Annotated in this window: 22 protein-coding genes; 7 read left to right on the top strand and 15 right to left on the bottom strand. The window is 62.0% G+C overall.

All coding sequences use genetic code 11. The annotated features are described in order from the left end of the window. The 5 genes from JHD59_RS16610 to leuC all read right to left on the bottom strand — a co-directional run. The coding region (locus JHD59_RS16610) for a pyridoxamine 5'-phosphate oxidase family protein (RefSeq protein ID WP_199155033.1) at positions 1–129 on the bottom strand (129 nt) is incomplete at its 3' end. Between the two features lie 49 nt (positions 130–178). Beyond that, positions 179–574 (bottom strand): GFA family protein, encoded by a 396-nt coding sequence (locus JHD59_RS16605; RefSeq protein ID WP_199155032.1) that lies wholly within the window; start codon positions 572–574, stop codon positions 179–181. A gap of 87 nt (positions 575–661) precedes the next feature. Then, positions 662–1,300 carry a 3-isopropylmalate dehydratase small subunit gene (gene leuD, locus JHD59_RS16600; RefSeq protein ID WP_199155031.1) on the bottom strand — a complete coding sequence of 213 codons (639 nt, stop codon included), beginning with the start codon at positions 1,298–1,300 and terminating at the stop codon, positions 662–664. Between the two features lie 30 nt (positions 1,301–1,330). After that, complete coding sequence (locus tag JHD59_RS16595) at positions 1,331–1,516, bottom strand: entericidin EcnAB (RefSeq protein ID WP_103321614.1); 186 nt, start codon at positions 1,514–1,516, stop codon at positions 1,331–1,333. A gap of 100 nt (positions 1,517–1,616) precedes the next feature. Next, positions 1,617–3,032 carry a 3-isopropylmalate dehydratase large subunit gene (leuC, locus tag JHD59_RS16590; protein WP_103321598.1) on the bottom strand — a complete coding sequence of 472 codons (1,416 nt, stop codon included), beginning with the start codon at positions 3,030–3,032 and terminating at the stop codon, positions 1,617–1,619. A 101-nt stretch (positions 3,033–3,133) separates the two neighbouring features. Between leuC and JHD59_RS16585 the strand changes: the two genes are divergently transcribed. Beyond that, positions 3,134–3,910, top strand: coding sequence for a helix-turn-helix transcriptional regulator (locus tag JHD59_RS16585; protein WP_233164296.1), 777 nt, complete (start codon positions 3,134–3,136; stop codon positions 3,908–3,910). A gap of 178 nt (positions 3,911–4,088) precedes the next feature. Here the strand turns inward: JHD59_RS16585 and JHD59_RS16580 are convergent, their stop codons facing one another. The 5 genes from JHD59_RS16580 to JHD59_RS16560 form a co-directional block, all read right to left on the bottom strand. Then, the gene (locus JHD59_RS16580) at positions 4,089–5,603 is read right to left on the bottom strand and encodes a hypothetical protein (protein ID WP_199155029.1); all 1,515 of its coding nucleotides are present in this window, start codon (positions 5,601–5,603) and stop codon (positions 4,089–4,091) included. Positions 5,604–6,078: 475 nt separating this feature from the next. Beyond that, on the bottom strand, positions 6,079–6,462 hold the full coding sequence (locus tag JHD59_RS16575; protein ID WP_199155028.1) for a nuclear transport factor 2 family protein: 384 nt from the start codon (positions 6,460–6,462) through the stop codon (positions 6,079–6,081). Positions 6,463–6,470: 8 nt separating this feature from the next. Continuing rightward, positions 6,471–7,607 (bottom strand): MFS transporter, encoded by a 1,137-nt coding sequence (locus JHD59_RS16570; RefSeq protein WP_199155027.1) that lies wholly within the window; start codon positions 7,605–7,607, stop codon positions 6,471–6,473. A gap of 70 nt (positions 7,608–7,677) precedes the next feature. After that, positions 7,678–8,079, bottom strand: a complete 402-nt coding sequence (locus tag JHD59_RS16565) for an RNA-binding S4 domain-containing protein (RefSeq protein WP_199155035.1) — start codon at positions 8,077–8,079, stop codon at positions 7,678–7,680. Next, a complete protein-coding gene (locus JHD59_RS16560; protein ID WP_199155026.1) occupies positions 8,079–8,729 on the bottom strand; it encodes a fumarylacetoacetate hydrolase family protein in 651 nt (216 codons plus the stop codon). The genes JHD59_RS16565 and JHD59_RS16560 overlap by 1 nt, the downstream gene beginning before the upstream one ends. A gap of 338 nt (positions 8,730–9,067) precedes the next feature. On the opposite strand from JHD59_RS16560, the gene JHD59_RS16555 reads away from it, so the two are divergent. Both JHD59_RS16555 and JHD59_RS16550 read left to right on the top strand, forming a co-directional pair. Further along, positions 9,068–10,771 (top strand): alpha/beta hydrolase, encoded by a 1,704-nt coding sequence (locus JHD59_RS16555; RefSeq protein ID WP_103321615.1) that lies wholly within the window; start codon positions 9,068–9,070, stop codon positions 10,769–10,771. A gap of 67 nt (positions 10,772–10,838) precedes the next feature. Next, positions 10,839–12,017: an acetyl-CoA C-acetyltransferase gene (locus JHD59_RS16550; RefSeq protein ID WP_199155025.1), complete on the top strand. Its 1,179-nt coding sequence runs from the start codon at positions 10,839–10,841 to the stop codon at positions 12,015–12,017. Between the two features lie 83 nt (positions 12,018–12,100). Here JHD59_RS16550 and JHD59_RS16545 read toward each other — a convergent pair whose 3' ends face one another. Together JHD59_RS16545 and JHD59_RS16540 are read right to left on the bottom strand one after the other, a co-directional pair. Further along, positions 12,101–12,244 carry a hypothetical protein gene (locus JHD59_RS16545; protein WP_158248818.1) on the bottom strand — a complete coding sequence of 48 codons (144 nt, stop codon included), beginning with the start codon at positions 12,242–12,244 and terminating at the stop codon, positions 12,101–12,103. Continuing rightward, positions 12,241–13,050, bottom strand: coding sequence for a PhzF family phenazine biosynthesis protein (locus JHD59_RS16540; protein WP_199155024.1), 810 nt, complete (start codon positions 13,048–13,050; stop codon positions 12,241–12,243). Before JHD59_RS16540 ends, JHD59_RS16545 begins: the two co-directional genes overlap by 4 nt. A gap of 82 nt (positions 13,051–13,132) precedes the next feature. Between JHD59_RS16540 and JHD59_RS16535 the strand changes: the two genes are divergently transcribed. Next, positions 13,133–13,558 (top strand): GNAT family N-acetyltransferase, encoded by a 426-nt coding sequence (locus tag JHD59_RS16535; protein WP_103321607.1) that lies wholly within the window; start codon positions 13,133–13,135, stop codon positions 13,556–13,558. Between the two features lie 82 nt (positions 13,559–13,640). On the opposite strand, the gene soxR is transcribed toward JHD59_RS16535, so the two are convergent. Beyond that, a complete protein-coding gene (gene soxR, locus JHD59_RS16530) occupies positions 13,641–14,090 on the bottom strand; it encodes a redox-sensitive transcriptional activator SoxR (protein WP_071108254.1) in 450 nt (149 codons plus the stop codon). Positions 14,091–14,156: 66 nt separating this feature from the next. On the opposite strand from soxR, the gene JHD59_RS16525 reads away from it, so the two are divergent. Continuing rightward, positions 14,157–14,735, top strand: coding sequence for a flavodoxin family protein (locus tag JHD59_RS16525; protein WP_199155023.1), 579 nt, complete (start codon positions 14,157–14,159; stop codon positions 14,733–14,735). Further along, positions 14,732–15,136, top strand: a complete 405-nt coding sequence (locus JHD59_RS16520) for a VOC family protein (RefSeq protein ID WP_103321609.1) — start codon at positions 14,732–14,734, stop codon at positions 15,134–15,136. The genes JHD59_RS16525 and JHD59_RS16520 overlap by 4 nt, the downstream gene beginning before the upstream one ends. Before the next feature lie 142 nt (positions 15,137–15,278). Here the strand turns inward: JHD59_RS16520 and JHD59_RS23105 are convergent, their stop codons facing one another. Both JHD59_RS23105 and JHD59_RS16515 read right to left on the bottom strand, forming a co-directional pair. Continuing rightward, on the bottom strand, positions 15,279–15,407 hold the full coding sequence (locus JHD59_RS23105; protein ID WP_255408125.1) for a hypothetical protein: 129 nt from the start codon (positions 15,405–15,407) through the stop codon (positions 15,279–15,281). 146 nt (positions 15,408–15,553) lie between these two features. Continuing rightward, entirely contained in the window at positions 15,554–15,724 is a 171-nt protein-coding gene (locus JHD59_RS16515; RefSeq protein ID WP_199155022.1) for a hypothetical protein, read from the bottom strand. 142 nt (positions 15,725–15,866) lie between these two features. Here JHD59_RS16515 and JHD59_RS16510 point away from each other — a divergent pair, with 142 nt between their 5' ends. Further along, positions 15,867–17,651, top strand: coding sequence for an aminopeptidase P family protein (locus JHD59_RS16510; protein WP_199155034.1), 1,785 nt, complete (start codon positions 15,867–15,869; stop codon positions 17,649–17,651). Positions 17,652–17,708: the final 57 nt, after the last annotated feature.

The following is a 17,708-nucleotide window of genomic DNA, read 5'->3' as shown; positions in this document are numbered from 1 at the left end:
CAGCGAGTCCATGCCCTTGGGCGACAGGTTGACATGGCCATCCGCCATGGCGGTAGCGACGAAAAACAGCTTTTGTCCGGCGATGAACTCGCGGTGCGAATCCTGCAACTCCTGATAACGCTGCCCCATGCCGCGTCTCCCTCAGCAATGATTGTGATTTACGGGATGCAGGCTTGCCTTAGGCAAAATGCTCCGCGTCTTCCGGCACCGCCACCCACCCATGCTTCCTTTCCTCATAAACCGACACGCTGGGCGCCGGGAAACCTGGATCGGCAAACGCGCCCACCGGTATCGCCACAAACTCGTCCAGCCCTTCCGGCTCGTAATACACGGTAGCGCCGCAAGTCGGGCAGAAGTGGAATTTGACGCGCGAGCCTTCATCGCCCACGCGGACGTAGACGGTGGAATGGCCGGCGATGGCGACGTCCTTGCGGTAAAAGCGGGCCTGCTGGCCAAAAACGCTGCCGGTGCGGCGCTGGCAGGCCAGGCAGTGGCAGATGGAGACGCGCACCGGCTCGCCTGTTACTTGGGCGGTGAGCTGGCCGCAGCTGCATGCGGCAAGGCGGTTGGGCATGGAGTGGCTCTTCCAATGGTTCATGCAGGGTGGAACGGGCGCCTTCGCAGGACGCGCCCACCGCGCGGACGCTGACCAGTTATCGATTCAAGCAAACAACCAGGGCTGCTCGGCGCGGCGCTTGGCTTCGAAAGCCTTGATTTCGTCCGCATGCTGCAAGGTCAGGCCGATTTCATCCAGGCCGCCCAAGAGACAATGCTTGCGGTGCTCGGTGATGTCGAATAGAAAGGCCTGACCAGACGGGGTGAACACGGTCTGCGCCGCCAGGTCCACCGTCAGGCTATAGCCCGGCGTGGCCTCGCATTCGCGGAACAGCTGATCCACGATGTCCGCCGCCAGCACGATGGGCAGCAGGCCATTCTTGTAACAGTTGTTGAAGAAGATGTCGGCAAAGCTGGGGGCGATCACCGCGCGGAAGCCCTGGTCATCCAACGCCCACGGCGCATGCTCGCGGCTGGAGCCGCAGCCGAAGTTTTCCCGCGCCAGCAGGATCTGGGCGCCTTGGTAGCGCGGCTGGTTCAGCACGAAGTCCGGATTCAGCGGCCGCTGGCTGTTGTCCATGCCGGGTTCGCCGTGATCCAGATAGCGCCATTCGTCGAACAGATTGGGGCCGAAGCCGGACCGATTGATCGACTTCAAAAACTGCTTGGGAATGATGGCGTCGGTATCGACATTGGCGCGGTCCAACGGACAGACCAGGCCCTGCAAGGTGGTGAATGCTTTCATATTGCGCTCCCTGTTCAGGATGGCGCGGGGTTACTCGGCGGTGCGCTTGATCGCTTCGCCGCCTTTTTCCACCGCGTTGCCGATCGCCTTGCCAGCCTTCTGCAGCCCATGCTCCACAGCCTGCCCGCCTTCCTTGGCGTCGGTCTTGATGCCTTGCACGGTGTTGCAGCCGCCCAGCAGCAGGGCCAGGCTCAGCCAGACAATCGGTTTGTTCATGATGCGATGCTCCATATTGCGATGGACAGCCTTTCTGTCCGACAGGATTGAATCAGACATGCATTCTACCCTGTCGTCGCCGGCGGTCCATCGCCGCCGCTCACTGCGCGGCCAGGCGCCTCACATCGACGAAATGGCCGGCCACCGCCGCCGCCGCCGCCATCGCCGGACTCACCAGATGGGTGCGCCCGCCCTGGCCCTGGCGGCCTTCGAAATTGCGGTTGGAGGTGGAGGCGCAGCGCTCGCCCGGCAGCAGCCGGTCGGCGTTCATCGCCAGGCACATCGAACAGCCCGGCTCGCGCCATTCAAAGCCGGCAGCGGTGAAAATCTTGTCCAAGCCCTCGGCCTCGGCCTGTGCCTTGACCAGGCCGGAGCCCGGCACCACCAGCACCTGCTTGACGTTGGCGGCCTTTTGCCGCCCCTTGGCCACAGCCGCGGCCTCGCGCAAGTCCTCGATGCGGCTGTTGGTACAGGAACCGATGAACACCACATCCACCGGTATCTGATCGATGGGCGTATCAGCCTCCAGGCCCATATAGGCCAGCGCGCGCTCGATGCCGGCCTTCTTCACCGGATCATTTTCGCGCGCCGGATTCGGCACCTTGCCGCCCACGTCCACCACCATTTCCGGCGAAGTGCCCCAGGTGACCTGAGGTTGGATGTCGGCAGCCTGCAGGACGATCACTTCGTCGAAATGCGCGCCGTCGTCGGAATGCAGCGTGCGCCAGTAAGCCACGGCCGCGTCCCACTGCTCGGCCTTCGGCGCGTACGGACGTCCCTTCACGTATTCAATGGTCTTGTCGTCCACCGCCACCAGGCCGGAACGCGCGCCGCCTTCGATCGCCATATTGCACAGCGTCATGCGGCCTTCCATGCTCAGGCTGCGGATGGCCTCGCCGCCAAACTCGATGGCGTAGCCGGTGCCGCCGGCGGTGCCGATCTTGCCGATGATGGCCAGCGCCACGTCCTTGGCGGTGACGCCCGCCCCAAGCTGGCCGTCCACGCGCACCAGCATGTTCTTGGACTTCTTGGCCACCAGGCATTGCGTGGCCATCACATGCTCCACCTCGGAGGTGCCGATGCCATGCGCCAGCGCGCCGAAAGCGCCATGGGTGGAGGTGTGGCTGTCGCCGCACACCACGGTCATGCCGGGCAGCGTGGCGCCCTGCTCCGGCCCCATCACATGGACAATGCCCTGGCCCTTGTCTTTGAACGGGAAGTAAGCCAGCGCGCCGAATGCCTTGATGTTGGCGTCCAGCGTTTCCACCTGTTGGCGGGAAATCGGGTCCTTGATGCCTTCATCCCAGTGGTCGGTCGGCGTGTTGTGGTCGGCGGTGGACACCACGGAATCCACGCGCCACAGCTTGCGGCCGGCCAGTTTCAGGCCTTCGAATGCCTGCGGGCTGGTCACTTCGTGCACCAGGTGGCGGTCGATATACAACAGCGCCGTGCCATCGGCTTCCTGTCGCACTACATGGCTGTTCCACAATTTGTCGTACAAGGTTTGCGCGGTCATGTTGCGGCTCCTCGGGTCGTCGTTGCACACATCTTTGACCAGCTTTGATCCTGTTACAAGATAAGCCGTTATACTGGTATAAAAACCAACAGGATCGCCATATGGAATCACCCTCGTCCACGCCGCTCGGCGCCTTTCTGCGCGCCCACCGCGAACGGCTGACGCCGCAACAGGCTGGCCTGCCCAGCGGCCCGCGCCGCCGCGCCAAAGGCTTGCGGCGCGAGGAAGTGGCGCAACTGGCCGGCATCAGCCCCACCTGGCTCACCTGGCTGGAACAGGGCCGCACCGAGTCGGTGTCGGCCCATACCCTGAGCCGGCTGGCCGCCGCGCTGCAATTATCCGGCGCGGAAACCGACTATTTGTTCGACCTGGCCGGCCTGAAAAACCCCAAGGACAAACGCGCCGAGGCCAACCCGCAAGCGCGGGAAATCCTGGAAGCCATGTTGCCGCACATCGCCATCCCAGCCTATGTGCTGGACCGCCATTGGCGGGCCGTCGCCTGGAACGCGGCGGCGGAACAGTTGTTTTGCGGCTGGCTGGGCAATCCGGAAGCCAGCCGCAGCCAACTCGACTTCATCTTCCTGGCGCCGGAGGCGAAGACCTTCATCGACAACTGGCCGGAACGGGCGCGGCGCATCGTGGCGGAGCTGCGGGCAGACCTGGGCCAGCAACTGGATGATGTGGAAACGGCGGCCATGCTGGAGAGGCTGCGCCGGGAAAGCGCGGACTTCGAACGTTTCTGGCAGCAACAGGATGTGCTGGAACGCGAAGGCGGCGAACGCGCCTTCCATCATCCGGCGCTTGGCCGGCTGCACAAGCGCCAGATCACGCTGCGGCCGGCCAATGCGCCGGAGCTCAAGCTGGTGATGTTGCTATGACTCGGCCGGAAACGAAATGCCCAGTATAGGAAACCGCCGGGTTTGCTCATCGACAGTTGCGCAACACCGCAATGGTCTGTCGCCAAAAAACGCTTGCTCAATCAAAAACACAAAGGCCGTCAGCGAGAACTAGCTGACGGCCATCGCCCTTAATCAAAAATTTTTGCAAATTGCTTATTTAACGAGCAGGGCTATATGTAAAGCTCAGCATGGCATGCGGAGGGATGGTCACGATATTTGAAGCAGAGCTGATGAAACCTTTAGTAGCAATATCTTGCTCCTTATGGTCTGCCAAGGGAATCAACATACTCTTAAAGTTCGCTAGTTCAATTTTCGGCAGCGCATAACGACGTTCAGCACTGACATATTCACCGGCAGGGACCAATATCTCTCGCTGTCGGAATGCATAACGCTCAGGCGTTTGGATTTTCTTTCCCGCCAGCAAAGCCAGGCCAGCAAACTGCTCTTTCAAATCAAGATAGCCATCGCCACCATGCAGGCCAATCGCCTCCGCCAGCGCTTTCTCGCCAAATAATTTGCTATCCAACCATGACTTCAGAACGCCCGCACCATACTGATGCACCATCAAGGCCCCCAATGCTGAAGCTTTATTATAGCAAGACCTTTCACGCCACTGATCGAATCGACAGCCACTATCCCGGTAATCCAGTCCGTTTTCAATCTCGCCATCCGCTAACAAATACGGATTGACTCGCTGCCCTGAGGCAATCGAGCCGGAAAACAGTTCAGAAGAGACCAAATATGACGCCGCCTCGGCAAACATTTCACTCTCCCAAACTTCGCGCTTGCGCACATTATTGTGCACAGCCTCGCCGAGCTGCCAAGGTTTGATTATTTTTTGATACTGAAATATCAAATGCGAAAATTCATGAGCCAATACTGCTACAGCGCTCTGATAAGAATCCAGCGTGTCTTCACCGGCTCGAGGATCAGCCGCTCTGGGCGCAAAAAAGTCAAGCTGCATAAATATCGCATGCGCACGATTGCCCCTTGCCGTATCGCCGTGGCGCCGATCATAAATATTGACATATCCAGCAGTCCCCTTTTCAAGAGGCACTGCGACGATATGGACATCGCGGTGAGCGCTTGGCAAAAATTCAGCTGCTGCCTCTGATTGATCCAATGCGCCCCAATGCTCACCAAGCAGCGCAGCCTCCAGGGGGTATATGCTATTGGCAAACAGCTCGGCCAGTCTTTGCGCTCTTTTGAAGTAAGCTTTAAAGTTCCGCTCGAATTCTGCATTCCCACCGGCCCAAACATAGACTTGGCCACCTCCCGGCAGTGGGTGAGATGCCATCTTAAAAGTAGTCGTCTGACCCGCAGAACCGCTTACATACCACCCCTTTGCAATGTCTTTTTCAGCGTCCAGGCTTTCGATTGTGAGTGGGGCGCTGACGGGCGCTGACCCGCTCCTGATGCCACCACCGCCGGCCGCCATCCCTGTGTTGCTCAAGGCCGCAGCTTCGGGCATGGAGGTTTGAACCATCTGCCACAAAAGCCCCGCCTCAAGGCCTTCGATGCGGAGGACTTGGGCCCTATCGGTTTTATTATGATAAAGAAATATCGTCCCCACCGTTTTCTGACTAACTCCGGCCGGCATCTGGCAGCGCGCTCCATCGCACTGAAGCTCCACCGCTTGCGGCGTGGCGTTCACTGCATGTTGTGGTGGCACTGGAGTTGCTTGCCCCGCATCGGCAGCCCCGCCTCCGCCGCCCCCCCACCACCACAACCAGCCAAGGTTAAAGCCACTGCCAATCCAGAAAAACGCGTCAACTTCATAAAATTTAACAACCGTAACAAAATGTACAAAGCGCGCAATTCTAGAGCATTCACACTATGACATGAATATTTTTGATATGTTTGATCATTTTTTATCATCACATCACCCTTAACGATGGCATGGAAACGGAATGACTAGGGCCGGCGCGTACCTCACTCGAGCGGAATTGAACAGTACAGACAGCTTCTGGGACGATTAAGGCTGAGAGAATCAGGACAGAGAAGCGGGGTGGCCTGCTGCGCAAGCGACAAGCCTTGAGAAAGCTACGGGCGCAGGCCAAAACAAGACGCGGGGCCAGCCATGCCGCGAGCAGACGCGAGGGAAACTGGCCACATGGCGGCCAGACCCCATCATGCGCGAACTGCAATCACAACTGGGCCGGCGGCCCCAGATGCTCCTGCAGCAGCCGCCAGCCTTGCGCATCCTTGATCAAGGTGCAGCTGCCTCGGCCATGCCCTTCCGCCGCCTGTCCATCCACGAGGCCGCTCCAGGCGAAATCATAAACGCAGGCGGCGAAGTGCTCTCCCACATGCGTCCAGTGCAGGTCGGCGATGCGGTATTCTTCGCCGCGTATCCACTCGAAGGTCTGGCGGATGGCATCGCACACCGCGGCCTTGCCTTTGAACGTGCCATCGGAAAACACAAAACAGGCGTCTTCATGCAGCCAGGGTGCCACTTGGCGCCAGTCGTGCGTGGCCAAGGCACGTTTATATTGGTCCAAGGCCTGATGCGGAGTAAGGGCGATAGTCATTTCGGCGCCTAGTGTTTGGCTCTCAACCAACGCAGGCACACAAACACGCCTATCAAAGCCGCGATGGCCGACATCGTAAACGTCGGCAGCACCCCGCCGTGCGGCCAGATCAAGCCGCCGATCAGCCCGCCGCCGCTGCCGCCTACGCCAAATGAGGCGATGATGTACAGTCCCTGCGCCCGGCCGTGATGCTGCTCGGCGAACATGCGGTTGATCAGGCCGATGGCCGAAGCATGATGCAGGGCATAGGTCAGCGCGTGCAACGCCTGGGCAAAGGCGGCGATGGCCGGCGAGGCCAGGCAGGTGGCGATCAGGCCGAAACGCAGCACCGCTGCGACCAAAGAGGTCAGCATCAGCGCCTCCAAGCCGAAACGGCGCATGATGCGCGGCATCAGCATGAACACGCCGATTTCGACGATCACTCCCAGCGCCCACAGCATGCCCACCGCGCCCTTGTCGTAGCCAAAGTCCTTCAAACCCAGCGAGTAAAAAGTGTAGTAAGGACCATGGGCGAAGGCCTGCAGGAAACAGCAGGCAAACAGGGCCATCACCACCGGCTTCTTCAGTGTCTCCCATATCGGGCCAGCCGGTTTGGATCGGCTCTGCGTCACCACATCCGGCACTTTGAAAGCCGTCAACGCCACGCCTATCAACAAGGCCGAGACGATCCATGGCGTGGCGGCGATGCCCATCCAGTCCAACAGATAGCCGCCCGTCATCGCCAGGCAGACGAAGCCGATGGACCCCCATACCCGCACCCGGCTGTAACGACCGGGATTGTCGCGGGTGAGATAGGCGGTGCTGGCCTCCACCAGCGGCAGCGCCGCCGCCCAGAAGAAGTGCGACACCGCCAGGCAGACGAATATCCACCAGAAGCCGTTATGCAGGCCCACCAGGCAAAAACTGGCGGCGGACAGGATGGACGTGGTGATGATGATGTTGCGGCGGCGGCCGCTCTTGTCGGCCAACCATCCCCAAAAACCCGGGGCGACAATCCGGGCAAACGTGGACAGGGCCATCAGGATGGAAATCTGCCAGGCGCTGAACGACAGCGACTCCAGATACAGGCCCCAGAACGGGCTGAACATGCCCTGGAAAGTGAAATAGGTGAAGTAAAACCCGGCGAACGGCAACAACAACTGCATTATTTATCTTTCTAGTGGTTCCATGCCTGGCACCATCCGGCGCCAGGCCGGACTGGCGCCGCAAATACGGCTAATACGACGACTTGAAACGAGTGATCTCGCGCCGCGCCTTCTTGGTGGGCCGGCCTTCGCCATGCGGGAAGCTGGCATGCTCGGCCTTCAGCAGCAGCACCCGCTCCGCGCGCGCAGCGACCGACGCCTCGTCTTCGCGGTACATAAGCACGGCTTCCTTGGCCGGCCGGCGATGCGTGGCCAGCTGCAGCACTTCCACCTTGTACTCCAGCTGATTGATGCGCAGGGAAAGCCGGTCGCCCTCTTTCACCACGCGCGACGCCTTGACCCGCTCGCCGTTGACCAGCACCCGCCCCAGCTCCAGCGCCTCATGCGCCAGCTGGCGGGTCTTGAAAAAGCGCGCCGCCCACAGCCACTTGTCCAGACGGACCTTGCCGTCATCGTGCTCTTGCTGCGCCATCACGCCACCTTCCAGCTGGCCGACACCTGGCCATGCAGCTCCAGTTCCAGCGCGTCGCCGGACACGATGCGCGCCACGCCTTCCGGCGTGCCGGTGAAGATCAGGTCGCCATCGGACAGGCCATACAGGCGCGACAGATAGCTGATCTGCTGCGCCAGCGTGAACAGCATCAGCCCGGTGTCGCCGTGCTGCCGCAATTGGCCGTTGACGCGCAGATCGAAAGTCAGCCGCTGCGGATCGGCCACGCCGGCGGCCGGCACCAGCGTGGACACGCAGGCCGCGCCGCGGAAGCCTTTGGCCTTGGTCCACGGATGGCCCTTGCTCTTGGCCTCGCTCTGTACGTCGCGCGCGGTCAGATCCAGCCCTATGCCGTAGCCGGCGACATGGCTCAGCGCCCGCTCCGGCGCGATGTCGTCGCCGCCCTTGCCGATCAGCGCCACCAGCTCGCATTCATGATGCACATCGCGGGAATATGCCGGCAGCCGGATAAGGGACGATTCATCCAGCAATGAGGACGTGGGTTTCAGAAAAACCAGCGGCTCGCTTTCCACCGCATTGCCCAATTCCGCGGCATGCGCGGCGTAATTGCGGCCGATGCAGAAAATATTTCCCACCCGAACAGGCTGTAAACCAAGTTTTACACTTGCCATTGCAATTCCTCATGACTTGTTCGGTCAATTATCCCACAGCGAGATGCAAAAGCCATACTTTGGCGCAGTAGGCGCTTTGGCACTCTTGTGCATTGCAACAACAGAAGCCGTCGATTTCCCGCCAGCCACTGTTTTTGACAGCTGTATGGCGTGAAAATGTCATGCGATCCTGTTACAGTTTGCAGGTACATCTGCTTGACTATGCATTCCAGACAGACAGATTCAGACAGGCTTCGATAACGATTTAAGTACGTATCAGGAGATTCATCTTGTCCCAGAATAACACCGCCTCGCTGGAAGATTTTTTCGCCGGGCTTTCCGCGGCCAACCAGCAATGGATGCAGCAGTTTGTCAATTCCCTGTCGCTTGGCCAGGGCCAGGCCGATGCCTCCCATCCGCTGACCGGCGCCTGGTCGCAGCTGATGAGCCAGACCAACCAGCTCTTGCAGCTGCAATCCAGCCTCTACCAACAGCAACTGGGCCTGTGGACGCAATTCCTCGGCCAAACCGCCGGCAACGACGCCTCCGCGCCGTCGGCCAAGCCGAGCGACCGCCGCTTCGCCTCGCCGGAATGGGATGAACATCCGTTCTACAGCTTCCTCAAGCAGAGCTATCTGCAAACCTCCAAGTGGATGATGGAGCTGGTGGACAAGACCCAGATCGACGAAACCGCCAAGGACAAGCTGTCCTTCGCCACTCGCCAGTACCTGGACGCCATGGCGCCCAGCAACTTCATGCTGACCAACCCCGACGTGGTCAAACGCGCCATCGAAACCCAGGGCGAAAGCCTGGTGGAAGGCATGAAGAACATGATGGAGGACATCCAGAAGGGCCATATCTCGATGTCCGACGAGAGCAAGTTCGAAATCGGCAAGAACCTGGTGGTGACGCCGGGCGAGGTGGTGTTCCGCAATGAACTGATCGAACTGATCCAGTACACGCCGACCACCGAAAAAGTCCACGAAAAGCCTTTGTTGTTCGTGCCGCCATGCATCAACAAGTACTACCTGATGGATCTGCAGCCGGACAACTCCATGGTGCGCCACTTTGTCGGCCAGGGTTACCGCGTCTTCCTGGTTAGCTGGCGCTCTGCCGTACCCGAGATGAAGAACTTCACTTGGGAAACGTATATCGAGAAAGGCGTGTTCGCCGCGGCCGAAGCGGTGCAGAAGATCACCAAGCAACCGACCATGAACGCGCTGGGCTTCTGTGTGGGCGGCGTCATCCTGACTACCGCGCTGTGCGTGGCCCAGGCCAAGGGTCTGAAATACTTCGACTCCGCCACCTTCATGACGTCGCTGATCGACCACGCCGAGCCGGGCGAGATCTCGTTCTTCATCGACGAGGCCCTGGTAGCCAGCCGCGAAGCCAAAATGGCGGCCGGCGGCATCATCAGCGGCAAGGAAATCGGACGCACCTTCGCCAGCCTGCGCGCCAACGACCTGGTGTGGAACTACGTCGTCAACAACTACCTGCTGGGCAAGACCCCGGCGCCGTTCGACCTGCTGTACTGGAACAACGACGCGGTGGACCTGCCGCTGCCGATGCACACCTTCATGCTGCGCCAGTTCTACATCAACAACGCGCTGATCACCCCGGGGGCCATCACGCTGTGCGGCGTGCCGATCGACATCTCCAAGATCGACATCCCGGTGTATATGTTCGCCGCGCGCGAAGACCATATCGTGCTGTGGAGCTCCGCCTACTCCGGCCTGAAATATCTGAGCGGCGCCCCGAGCCGCCGCTTTGTCCTGGGCGCATCCGGCCACATCGCCGGCTCGATCAACCCGGTCACCAAGGACAAGCGCAACTACTGGACCAACGAGCAGCTGCCGGTCAATCCGGAAGAATGGCTGGAAGGCGCGCAAAGCCACCCAGGCAGCTGGTGGAAAGACTGGGACGCCTGGCTGGCCCCGCAATCCGGCAAGCAGGTTCCAGCGCCCAAGACGCTGGGCAGCAAGGAACTTCCCCCGCTGCAGCCGGCGCCGGGCAGCTATGTGCTCGCCAAGGCGATGCCTCCCGTCGCCGCCGCCTTGAACTGAACCGAATATAGAGTCCCGCAGAGACGCGGTCCGCCGAATGGCTGACCGTCCATTACAGGAGAAAGACATGGAAGTAGCAATCGTAGCAGCGCAACGCACCGCCATCGGCAGCTTCGGCGGCGCGCTGGCCAAGATTCCGGCGCCGGAACTCGGCGCCACCGTGATCAAGGCCCTGCTGGAAAAAACCGGCGTCAAGCCGGAGCAGGTCAGCGAAGTGATCCTGGGCCAAGTGCTCACCGCCGGCAGCGGCCAGAACCCGGCGCGTCAGGCGCTGATCAAGGCCGGCCTGCCGGTCACCACCCCGGCCACCACGCTGAACGTGGTGTGCGGCTCCGGCCTGCGCGCCGTGCATCTGGCGGCCCAGGCCATCCTGGCGGGCGACGCCGAGATCGTCATCGCCGGCGGCCAGGAAAGCATGTCGCTGTCCCCGCACATCCTGCCGGGCTCGCGCGACGGTTTCCGCATGGGCAACGCCCAGCTGGTGGACACCATGGTGAACGACGGCCTGACCGATGCCTACAATGCCTACCACATGGGCATCACCGCCGAAAACGTCGCCGCCAAGTACGACATCAGCCGCGAAGAGCAGGATGCGCTGGCGCTGCAATCGCAGCAACGCGCCGCCGCCGCCCAGAAGGCCGGCAAGTTCAAGGACGAAATCGTCCCGGTGCTGGTGCCGCAACGCAAGGGCGACCCGCTGGCTTTCGACGCCGACGAGTTCATCAAGCATGACGCCAGCGCCGAAGGCCTGGGCAAGCTGCGCGCCGCCTTCAAGAAAGATGGTACCGTCACCGCCGGCAACGCCTCCGGCATCAACGACGGCGCGGCCGCCGTGATGCTGATGTCCACCCAGAAGGCCGATCAGCTGGGCCTGAAGCCGCTGGCCATCATCAAGGGCTACGCGCTGACCGGCTGCGAACCGGAAATCATGGGCATCGGCCCGGTTGCCGCCACCCGCAAGACGCTGGCCAAGGCTGGCTGGAAGGTGGAAGACCTGGATCTGGTGGAAGCCAACGAAGCCTTCGCCGCACAGGCGCTGGGCGTGGCGAAAGAGCTGGGCTGGGGTCCGGACAAGGTCAACGTCAACGGCGGCGCCATCGCGCTGGGCCACCCGATCGGCGCTTCCGGCTGCCGCGTGCTGGTGACCCTGCTGCATGAAATGCAGCGCCGCAGCGCCAAGAAGGGCTTGGCCACGCTGTGCATCGGCGGCGGCATGGGCGTGGCGCTGGCAGTCGAGCGTCCGTAAGCGCGCGGCCTGACAGCCTCATGAACCAACCCGCCGGTTTTCTTGCCGGCGGGTTTTGTTTTTCCTGAAGACACCGGCTCTCGCTAGCAGTCCAAACGTATTCCCAAACGCCGCTCCAGCTCCCCGCGCAAAGCCTGCACGTCATTGCGCTCGTCGTCGTGGAAATCGGAACCGTATTTATCGGTGGTCAGCACGCCGTCGAAATCGAAAAACACCGCCTGGATCATGCCGCCCCGCCATCGATTGCGCAGCAGCGGCCGCCCACGCTGACGTCAGCGCCATCATAAACCGCGCTCAACTCGCAGGGATTGCCCAAACCATCGCCCTGATGCAGCGTGAGGCTGCGCCGCAGGTGCAGGCTCAACGCCGCCGCGGCGACGCCGGTGGCGGCATCTTCCAGCGCCGGATCAAGATGGTTGAAATTGCGGCCTTGATACAGGCCATCGGCCAAACGCACATAGGCATAGCAGCCGTTCACGCCCGCTTCCTTGCCCCAGGCGGCGATGCGCGCTAGATCCGGCGTCAATTGCCGCAAGCGCGCCACGCTGTCCAGCTCCACCAGCAGCTTGGGACTGCCGGCCGAAGCCAAGGCCGCAGTGGAGACGAAGGCATCGGCCGGGCAGCCCAAAACATCGGACAGCCAGGCCTGCGATGGCGAAGCGCCCGCAACGGCTTGCTCGCGCAAACGAAACAGGATGATCCCGCCCTCCTCGCTCACCTGCAGGCGCAAACCACTGGCGGTACGCAAAAAAGCCGGCAACTGCCCATCGCGCTGCCGCAGCCATGCCGCCGCGGCCAGCGAAGCATGCAGGCACAGCGTGCTGCGCGCATGGGGGTAGTAGTAATCCAGCGTGGCCGCCTCGTCCGGCTCCACGCCAGGATCGACGAATACGCAAGCCGGCGCGGACAGGTTGCGCGCATGCGCCTGACGCCGCTCCACGCTGAGTCCTTGCGCATGCTCGCTGTGGCACACCAGCGCCAGATTGCCGCTGTCCGGCGTTCTGCCGAAACAACGGAATGCATTCTCTCTCAACACCTGTCCCCTTATCTTGGCGCGATTGCCACGCAGCAACCATAATAATTAAAATGCATAAATCATCATTCTAACCCTGCCCATGATCTCGCCGGAAATCACCATCCATAAGCACGTTCCCGCCGATGCGGCAAGCGCCATCGAAAACGGACTGAACCGTTACAACGATGAAATCACCGGCTACAACGACCGCCAGCCGCTGGCTGTGCTGGCGCGCGATCCGGCAAGCGGCGAGGTGCTAGGCGGCGCATATGGCCGCAGCTCGCTGGGCCTGCTGTTTCTCGACCTGTTCCATCTCCTGGAATCGTTACGCGGCCAGGGGCTGGGCCGCAGGATATTGGCAGCCTTTGAAGAAGAAGGCCGCCGCCGCGGCTGCAAACATGCCGTGCTGTACACCATCAGCTTCCAGGCGCCCGGCTTTTACCAAAAGCACGGCTGGCAGGTGTTTGGCGAAATCCCATGCGATCCGCCGGGTCACAGCCGCCTCTTCCTGCGCAAGGCGTTATAAGAGCCGCTAACCAAACCCCTGATCCTGCGTTGCGCCTCCTTGGCTCCGGCACTCTTCGAGGTTGTGTTAGCGGCCCTAAGTCCTATTCCGCCGCCGGCTCGTCCAGCAGAAAGCGCGCGCCGCACCCCTGCCCTCCGGCGGCGTCGTCCGGATTGAACAGCTTGCACTTCTGCAGCGATAGGCAGCCGCAGCCTATGCAGTCGTCCAGTTGATCGCGCAGCCGCGTCAGGGCATCGATGCGCGCTTGCAGCAGCGGCTTCCACGCCATGGACAGCCTGGCCCAATCGTCCACCGTCGGCGTGCGCTGCTGCGGCAGCCTGGCCAGCGCCTCGCCTATCTCCTGCAAATTCAATCCCAGCGTCTGCGCCGCGCGGATAAACGATACCCGGCGCAAAGCATCGCGGCGGAAACGCCGCGTCTTGCCAGGCTCTCCCACGCTGCGAATCAGCCCGCGCGACTCGTAAAAGCGCAGGGCGCTGGCGGCCACGCCGCTGCGTTTGGCCAGGTAGCCTATCGTGATCGTGTCATTCATGCGCATTGACTTCAAGTTAACTTGAACATGAATACTAGCAAATCCACCACAACAGAAAAACCCGACATGAGCACCGTATTGATCCTCTATTTTTCCGGCAGCGGCAACACCCACCAGTTGGCCGAAGCGGTCTGCCAAGGCGCCGCGGAGCATGGCCATGCCGAACTGCTGCGCATCCGGCCCGAGCACATCGTCGATGGCCGCTATCCCATAGAGCGCATCTCCGCAGCGCTGCGCGAAGCGGATGCCATCATTTTTGGCAGCCCCACTTATATGGGCGGCCCGGCCGCGCAATTCAAAGCGTTTGCCGATGCCAGCAGCGAACTGTGGCGCGATCAGGCTCTGAACAGCAAGATAGCAGCCGGGTTCACCACCGGCTCGGGACTGAACGGCGATCAGCACGGCACCTTGAGCTACTTTGCCATGCTGGCTTCGCAGCACGGCATGTTGTGGTGCGGCCTGAACCTCCCAAGCTATCATGGCCCGCAAGGTCTGAACCGCATGGGCAGCCAATGGGGCGCCATCGCCAATACCGCCAATCCAGACCTGCATCCAGCCGATTTGGCAACCGCCCGCCACCTTGGCCGGCGCGTGGCCCGGCTAGCCTGCCAACTGAACCAGCTCCAGACGGAGGCAACAACATGATCCCCGCAACCCAGGGCATAGACCATATCCATGTCTACGTGCGCGATCGCGCCGCCGCAGAAATCTGGTATGGCCGGGTATTGGGCCTGGCCAGGCTGGAAAATTTGGAGAGCTGGAGCCGGGACGGCGGGCCGTTGACGCTGGCCGATGCCGCCGGCAGGGTCAAACTGGCCTTGTTTGAACGGGCGGCCATCGCCCCGGCCTCAACCATCGCCTTGGCGACGGATGCCGCAGGCTTCATGGCTTGGCGCGTCCACCTGCAACAAGCGCTAGGCCGGGCTTTGGAGGCCGTGGATCACGAGCTGTCATGGTCGCTGTACTTCAAGGACCCGGACGGCAATGGCTACGAAATCACCAGCTACGACTACGCCGCCCTGAGCGTCATGCTGGCGAACACCTGAGGCCGCAATGAAAAACCTCCCGCCGGATATGGGCTGGGAGGTTTGTCCGCTGGTCCGGCTTGGTGGCCGGGAATATCCGCCCTCTCCGGGCGGTCAGGTTGCTCAACCTTGCCGCATGCTTGCGGCGGCTTCATCGTCCCGCCTAGTGGGGGATGATGATCGGCGCGCCGTCCGGCGCATGCTTCTTTTGGTGCTTGGCGGCCCGTTTTTCCTTCAGGGTCATCTGCGGCTGCTTCTTGGCTTCCTTGGTGCTTTGTCTGGACTTGCTCATGACACGCTCCTTGCTGAGCATCGGAGGATCCGATACTGCTGGTCCAGTATAGATCATTACGGATGAATCATCGTGAATGAATCACATGCGCTGCGCTTAAACGCATTTCTCGGCAAGAAACGCCTGGCAGTTTCATTACAAAAGCATTAAATGCCGATATCATTCACCCTGCCGCCGGAAGCATGGTGGCGCATTCCAAAAATACAGGAGCCGTGATGAAGCATTTTCTGCATAATTTTGTTCAGCTCTGCCATATTGCAGGCCGCCCCGGCCTGCGCCGGCTGAAGCAGCGCTAAGCGCCCTAACTGCTTCAGCAACGGTTCAAGACCGTTTCCCGCGCGAGGCGATGGGCATGCTCGCATGAGCATCGCTCATCCCCTTGCGCGGTCTTCGCTTTAGCAACAGAATGGATACAATATTTTCTCCGGAGCCGGCATGAACACCCCCACCACCCCGCAACTGGACACCATCCCACAACGCATCGCCTCGCTGCGCGCCGCCATGGCCAAGGCCGGCGTAGATGCCTGTCTGGTGCCGTCGTCCGACCCGCACCTTTCGGAATACCTGCCGCAACGCTGGCAGGCGCGGCGTTGGCTGTCCGGCTTTACCGGTTCGATGGGCACGCTGATCGTCAGCGCGGATTTCGCCGGCGTGTGGGCGGACAGCCGCTACTGGGTGCAGGCGGAACAAGAACTGGCCGGCACCGGCATTACCTTGATGAAGATAGACACCGCCGCCAGCAGCCTGCATCTGCAATGGCTGGCCGATACGCTAAAAGCGGGCCAGACGCTGGCGGTAGACGGCGATGTGTTGAGCCTGGCTGCGGCCAAAGCCCTGCAAGCGGCGCTGGAGCCGCGCGGCGTGATCGTGCGCAGCGGCCTGGACCTGATCGACGCCGTCTACGCCGGCCGGCCGGCGCTGCCGACCGCTGCCGTCTACCAGCATGAAGCCGCCTTCGCGCCGGAAAGCCGCGCCGCCAAGCTCGGCCGGGTGCGCGAAGCGATGCGCGAGGCCGGCGCCGAGCGCCATTTCCTTTCCACGCTGGACGACATCGCCTGGCTGTTCAATCTGCGCGGCGCCGACGTCAACTACAACCCGGTGTTCATCGCCCACGCCTTGATCGAGGCCGACAGCGCCACCTTGTTCGTCGCGCCAGGCAAGATAGACGACGCCCTCGCCGCCCAGTTGGCGGCAGACGGCGTTCGCGTCGCCGATTACGCCGAAGCCAAGCCGGCGCTGTCCGCGCTGCCCGGCGGCGCGCTGCTGATCGATCCGCGCCGCGTCACGCTGGGCCTGCGCCAGGCGGTGGCCGATGGCGTCAAGGTGATCGAAGCGATCAACCCCAGCACGCTGATGAAGTCGCGCAAAAGCGCGGCCGAGGCCGAACATGTGCGCCGCGCGATGGAGCAGGACGGCGCCGCGCTAGCCGAGTTCTTCGCCTGGTTCGAGGCCAACGTCAACCGCGCCCGCATCACCGAGCTGACCATAGACGAACAGATCACCGCCGCCCGCGCGCGCCGCCCTGGCTTTGTTTCGCCCAGCTTCGGCACCATCGCCGGCTTCAACGCCAACGGCGCGCTGCCGCACTACCACGCCACCCCGGAAGCGCACAGCGAGATCCAGGGCGACGGCCTGCTGCTGATCGACTCCGGCGGCCAATATCTGGGCGGCACCACCGACATCACCCGCGTAGTGGCCGTCGGCGCCCCGTCCGCCGCGCAGAAGCGCGACTTCACCCTGGTGCTGAAAGGCACGCTGGCGCTGTCCATGGCCCACTTTCCGCGCGGCACGCTGTCGCCCATGCTGGATGCGCTGGCGCGCGCGCCGCTGTGGCAGCATGACATCGACTTCGGCCATGGCACCGGCCACGGCGTCGGCTACTTCCTCAATGTACACGAAGGCCCGCAGAGCATTTCGCGCGCGGTGCCGGAGCCGCATATGGCGATGCAGGAAGGCATGATCACCTCCATCGAACCCGGCGTGTACCGCGCCGGACAATGGGGCGTGCGCATCGAGAACCTGGTGCTGAACGTGGCGTCGGACAAGAACCAGTTTGGCGACTTCCTGAAGTTCGAAACGCTGACGCTGTGCCCGATAGACCGCCGCTGCATCGACCACTCTTTGCTGACCCGGCCGGAAATCGACTGGCTGAACGGCTACCACGCTGAAGTCCGCGCGCGGTTGCTGCCGCTGGTGGACGGCGCCGCCCGCGACTGGCTGCTGGACAATACCGAAGCGCTGTAAACCGCCCGCTCGGCACACAGGCCATGCCCTGCGCATGGCCTGTTTTGTTTCCCGGAG

This window comes from Chromobacterium sp. ASV23 (genome assembly GCF_016428945.1).
Lineage (GTDB): Bacteria > Pseudomonadota > Gammaproteobacteria > Burkholderiales > Chromobacteriaceae > Chromobacterium > Chromobacterium sinusclupearum.
Note: the sequence above shows the minus strand (reverse complement) of the source record. Positions and strands in the feature narration are given on the sequence as shown.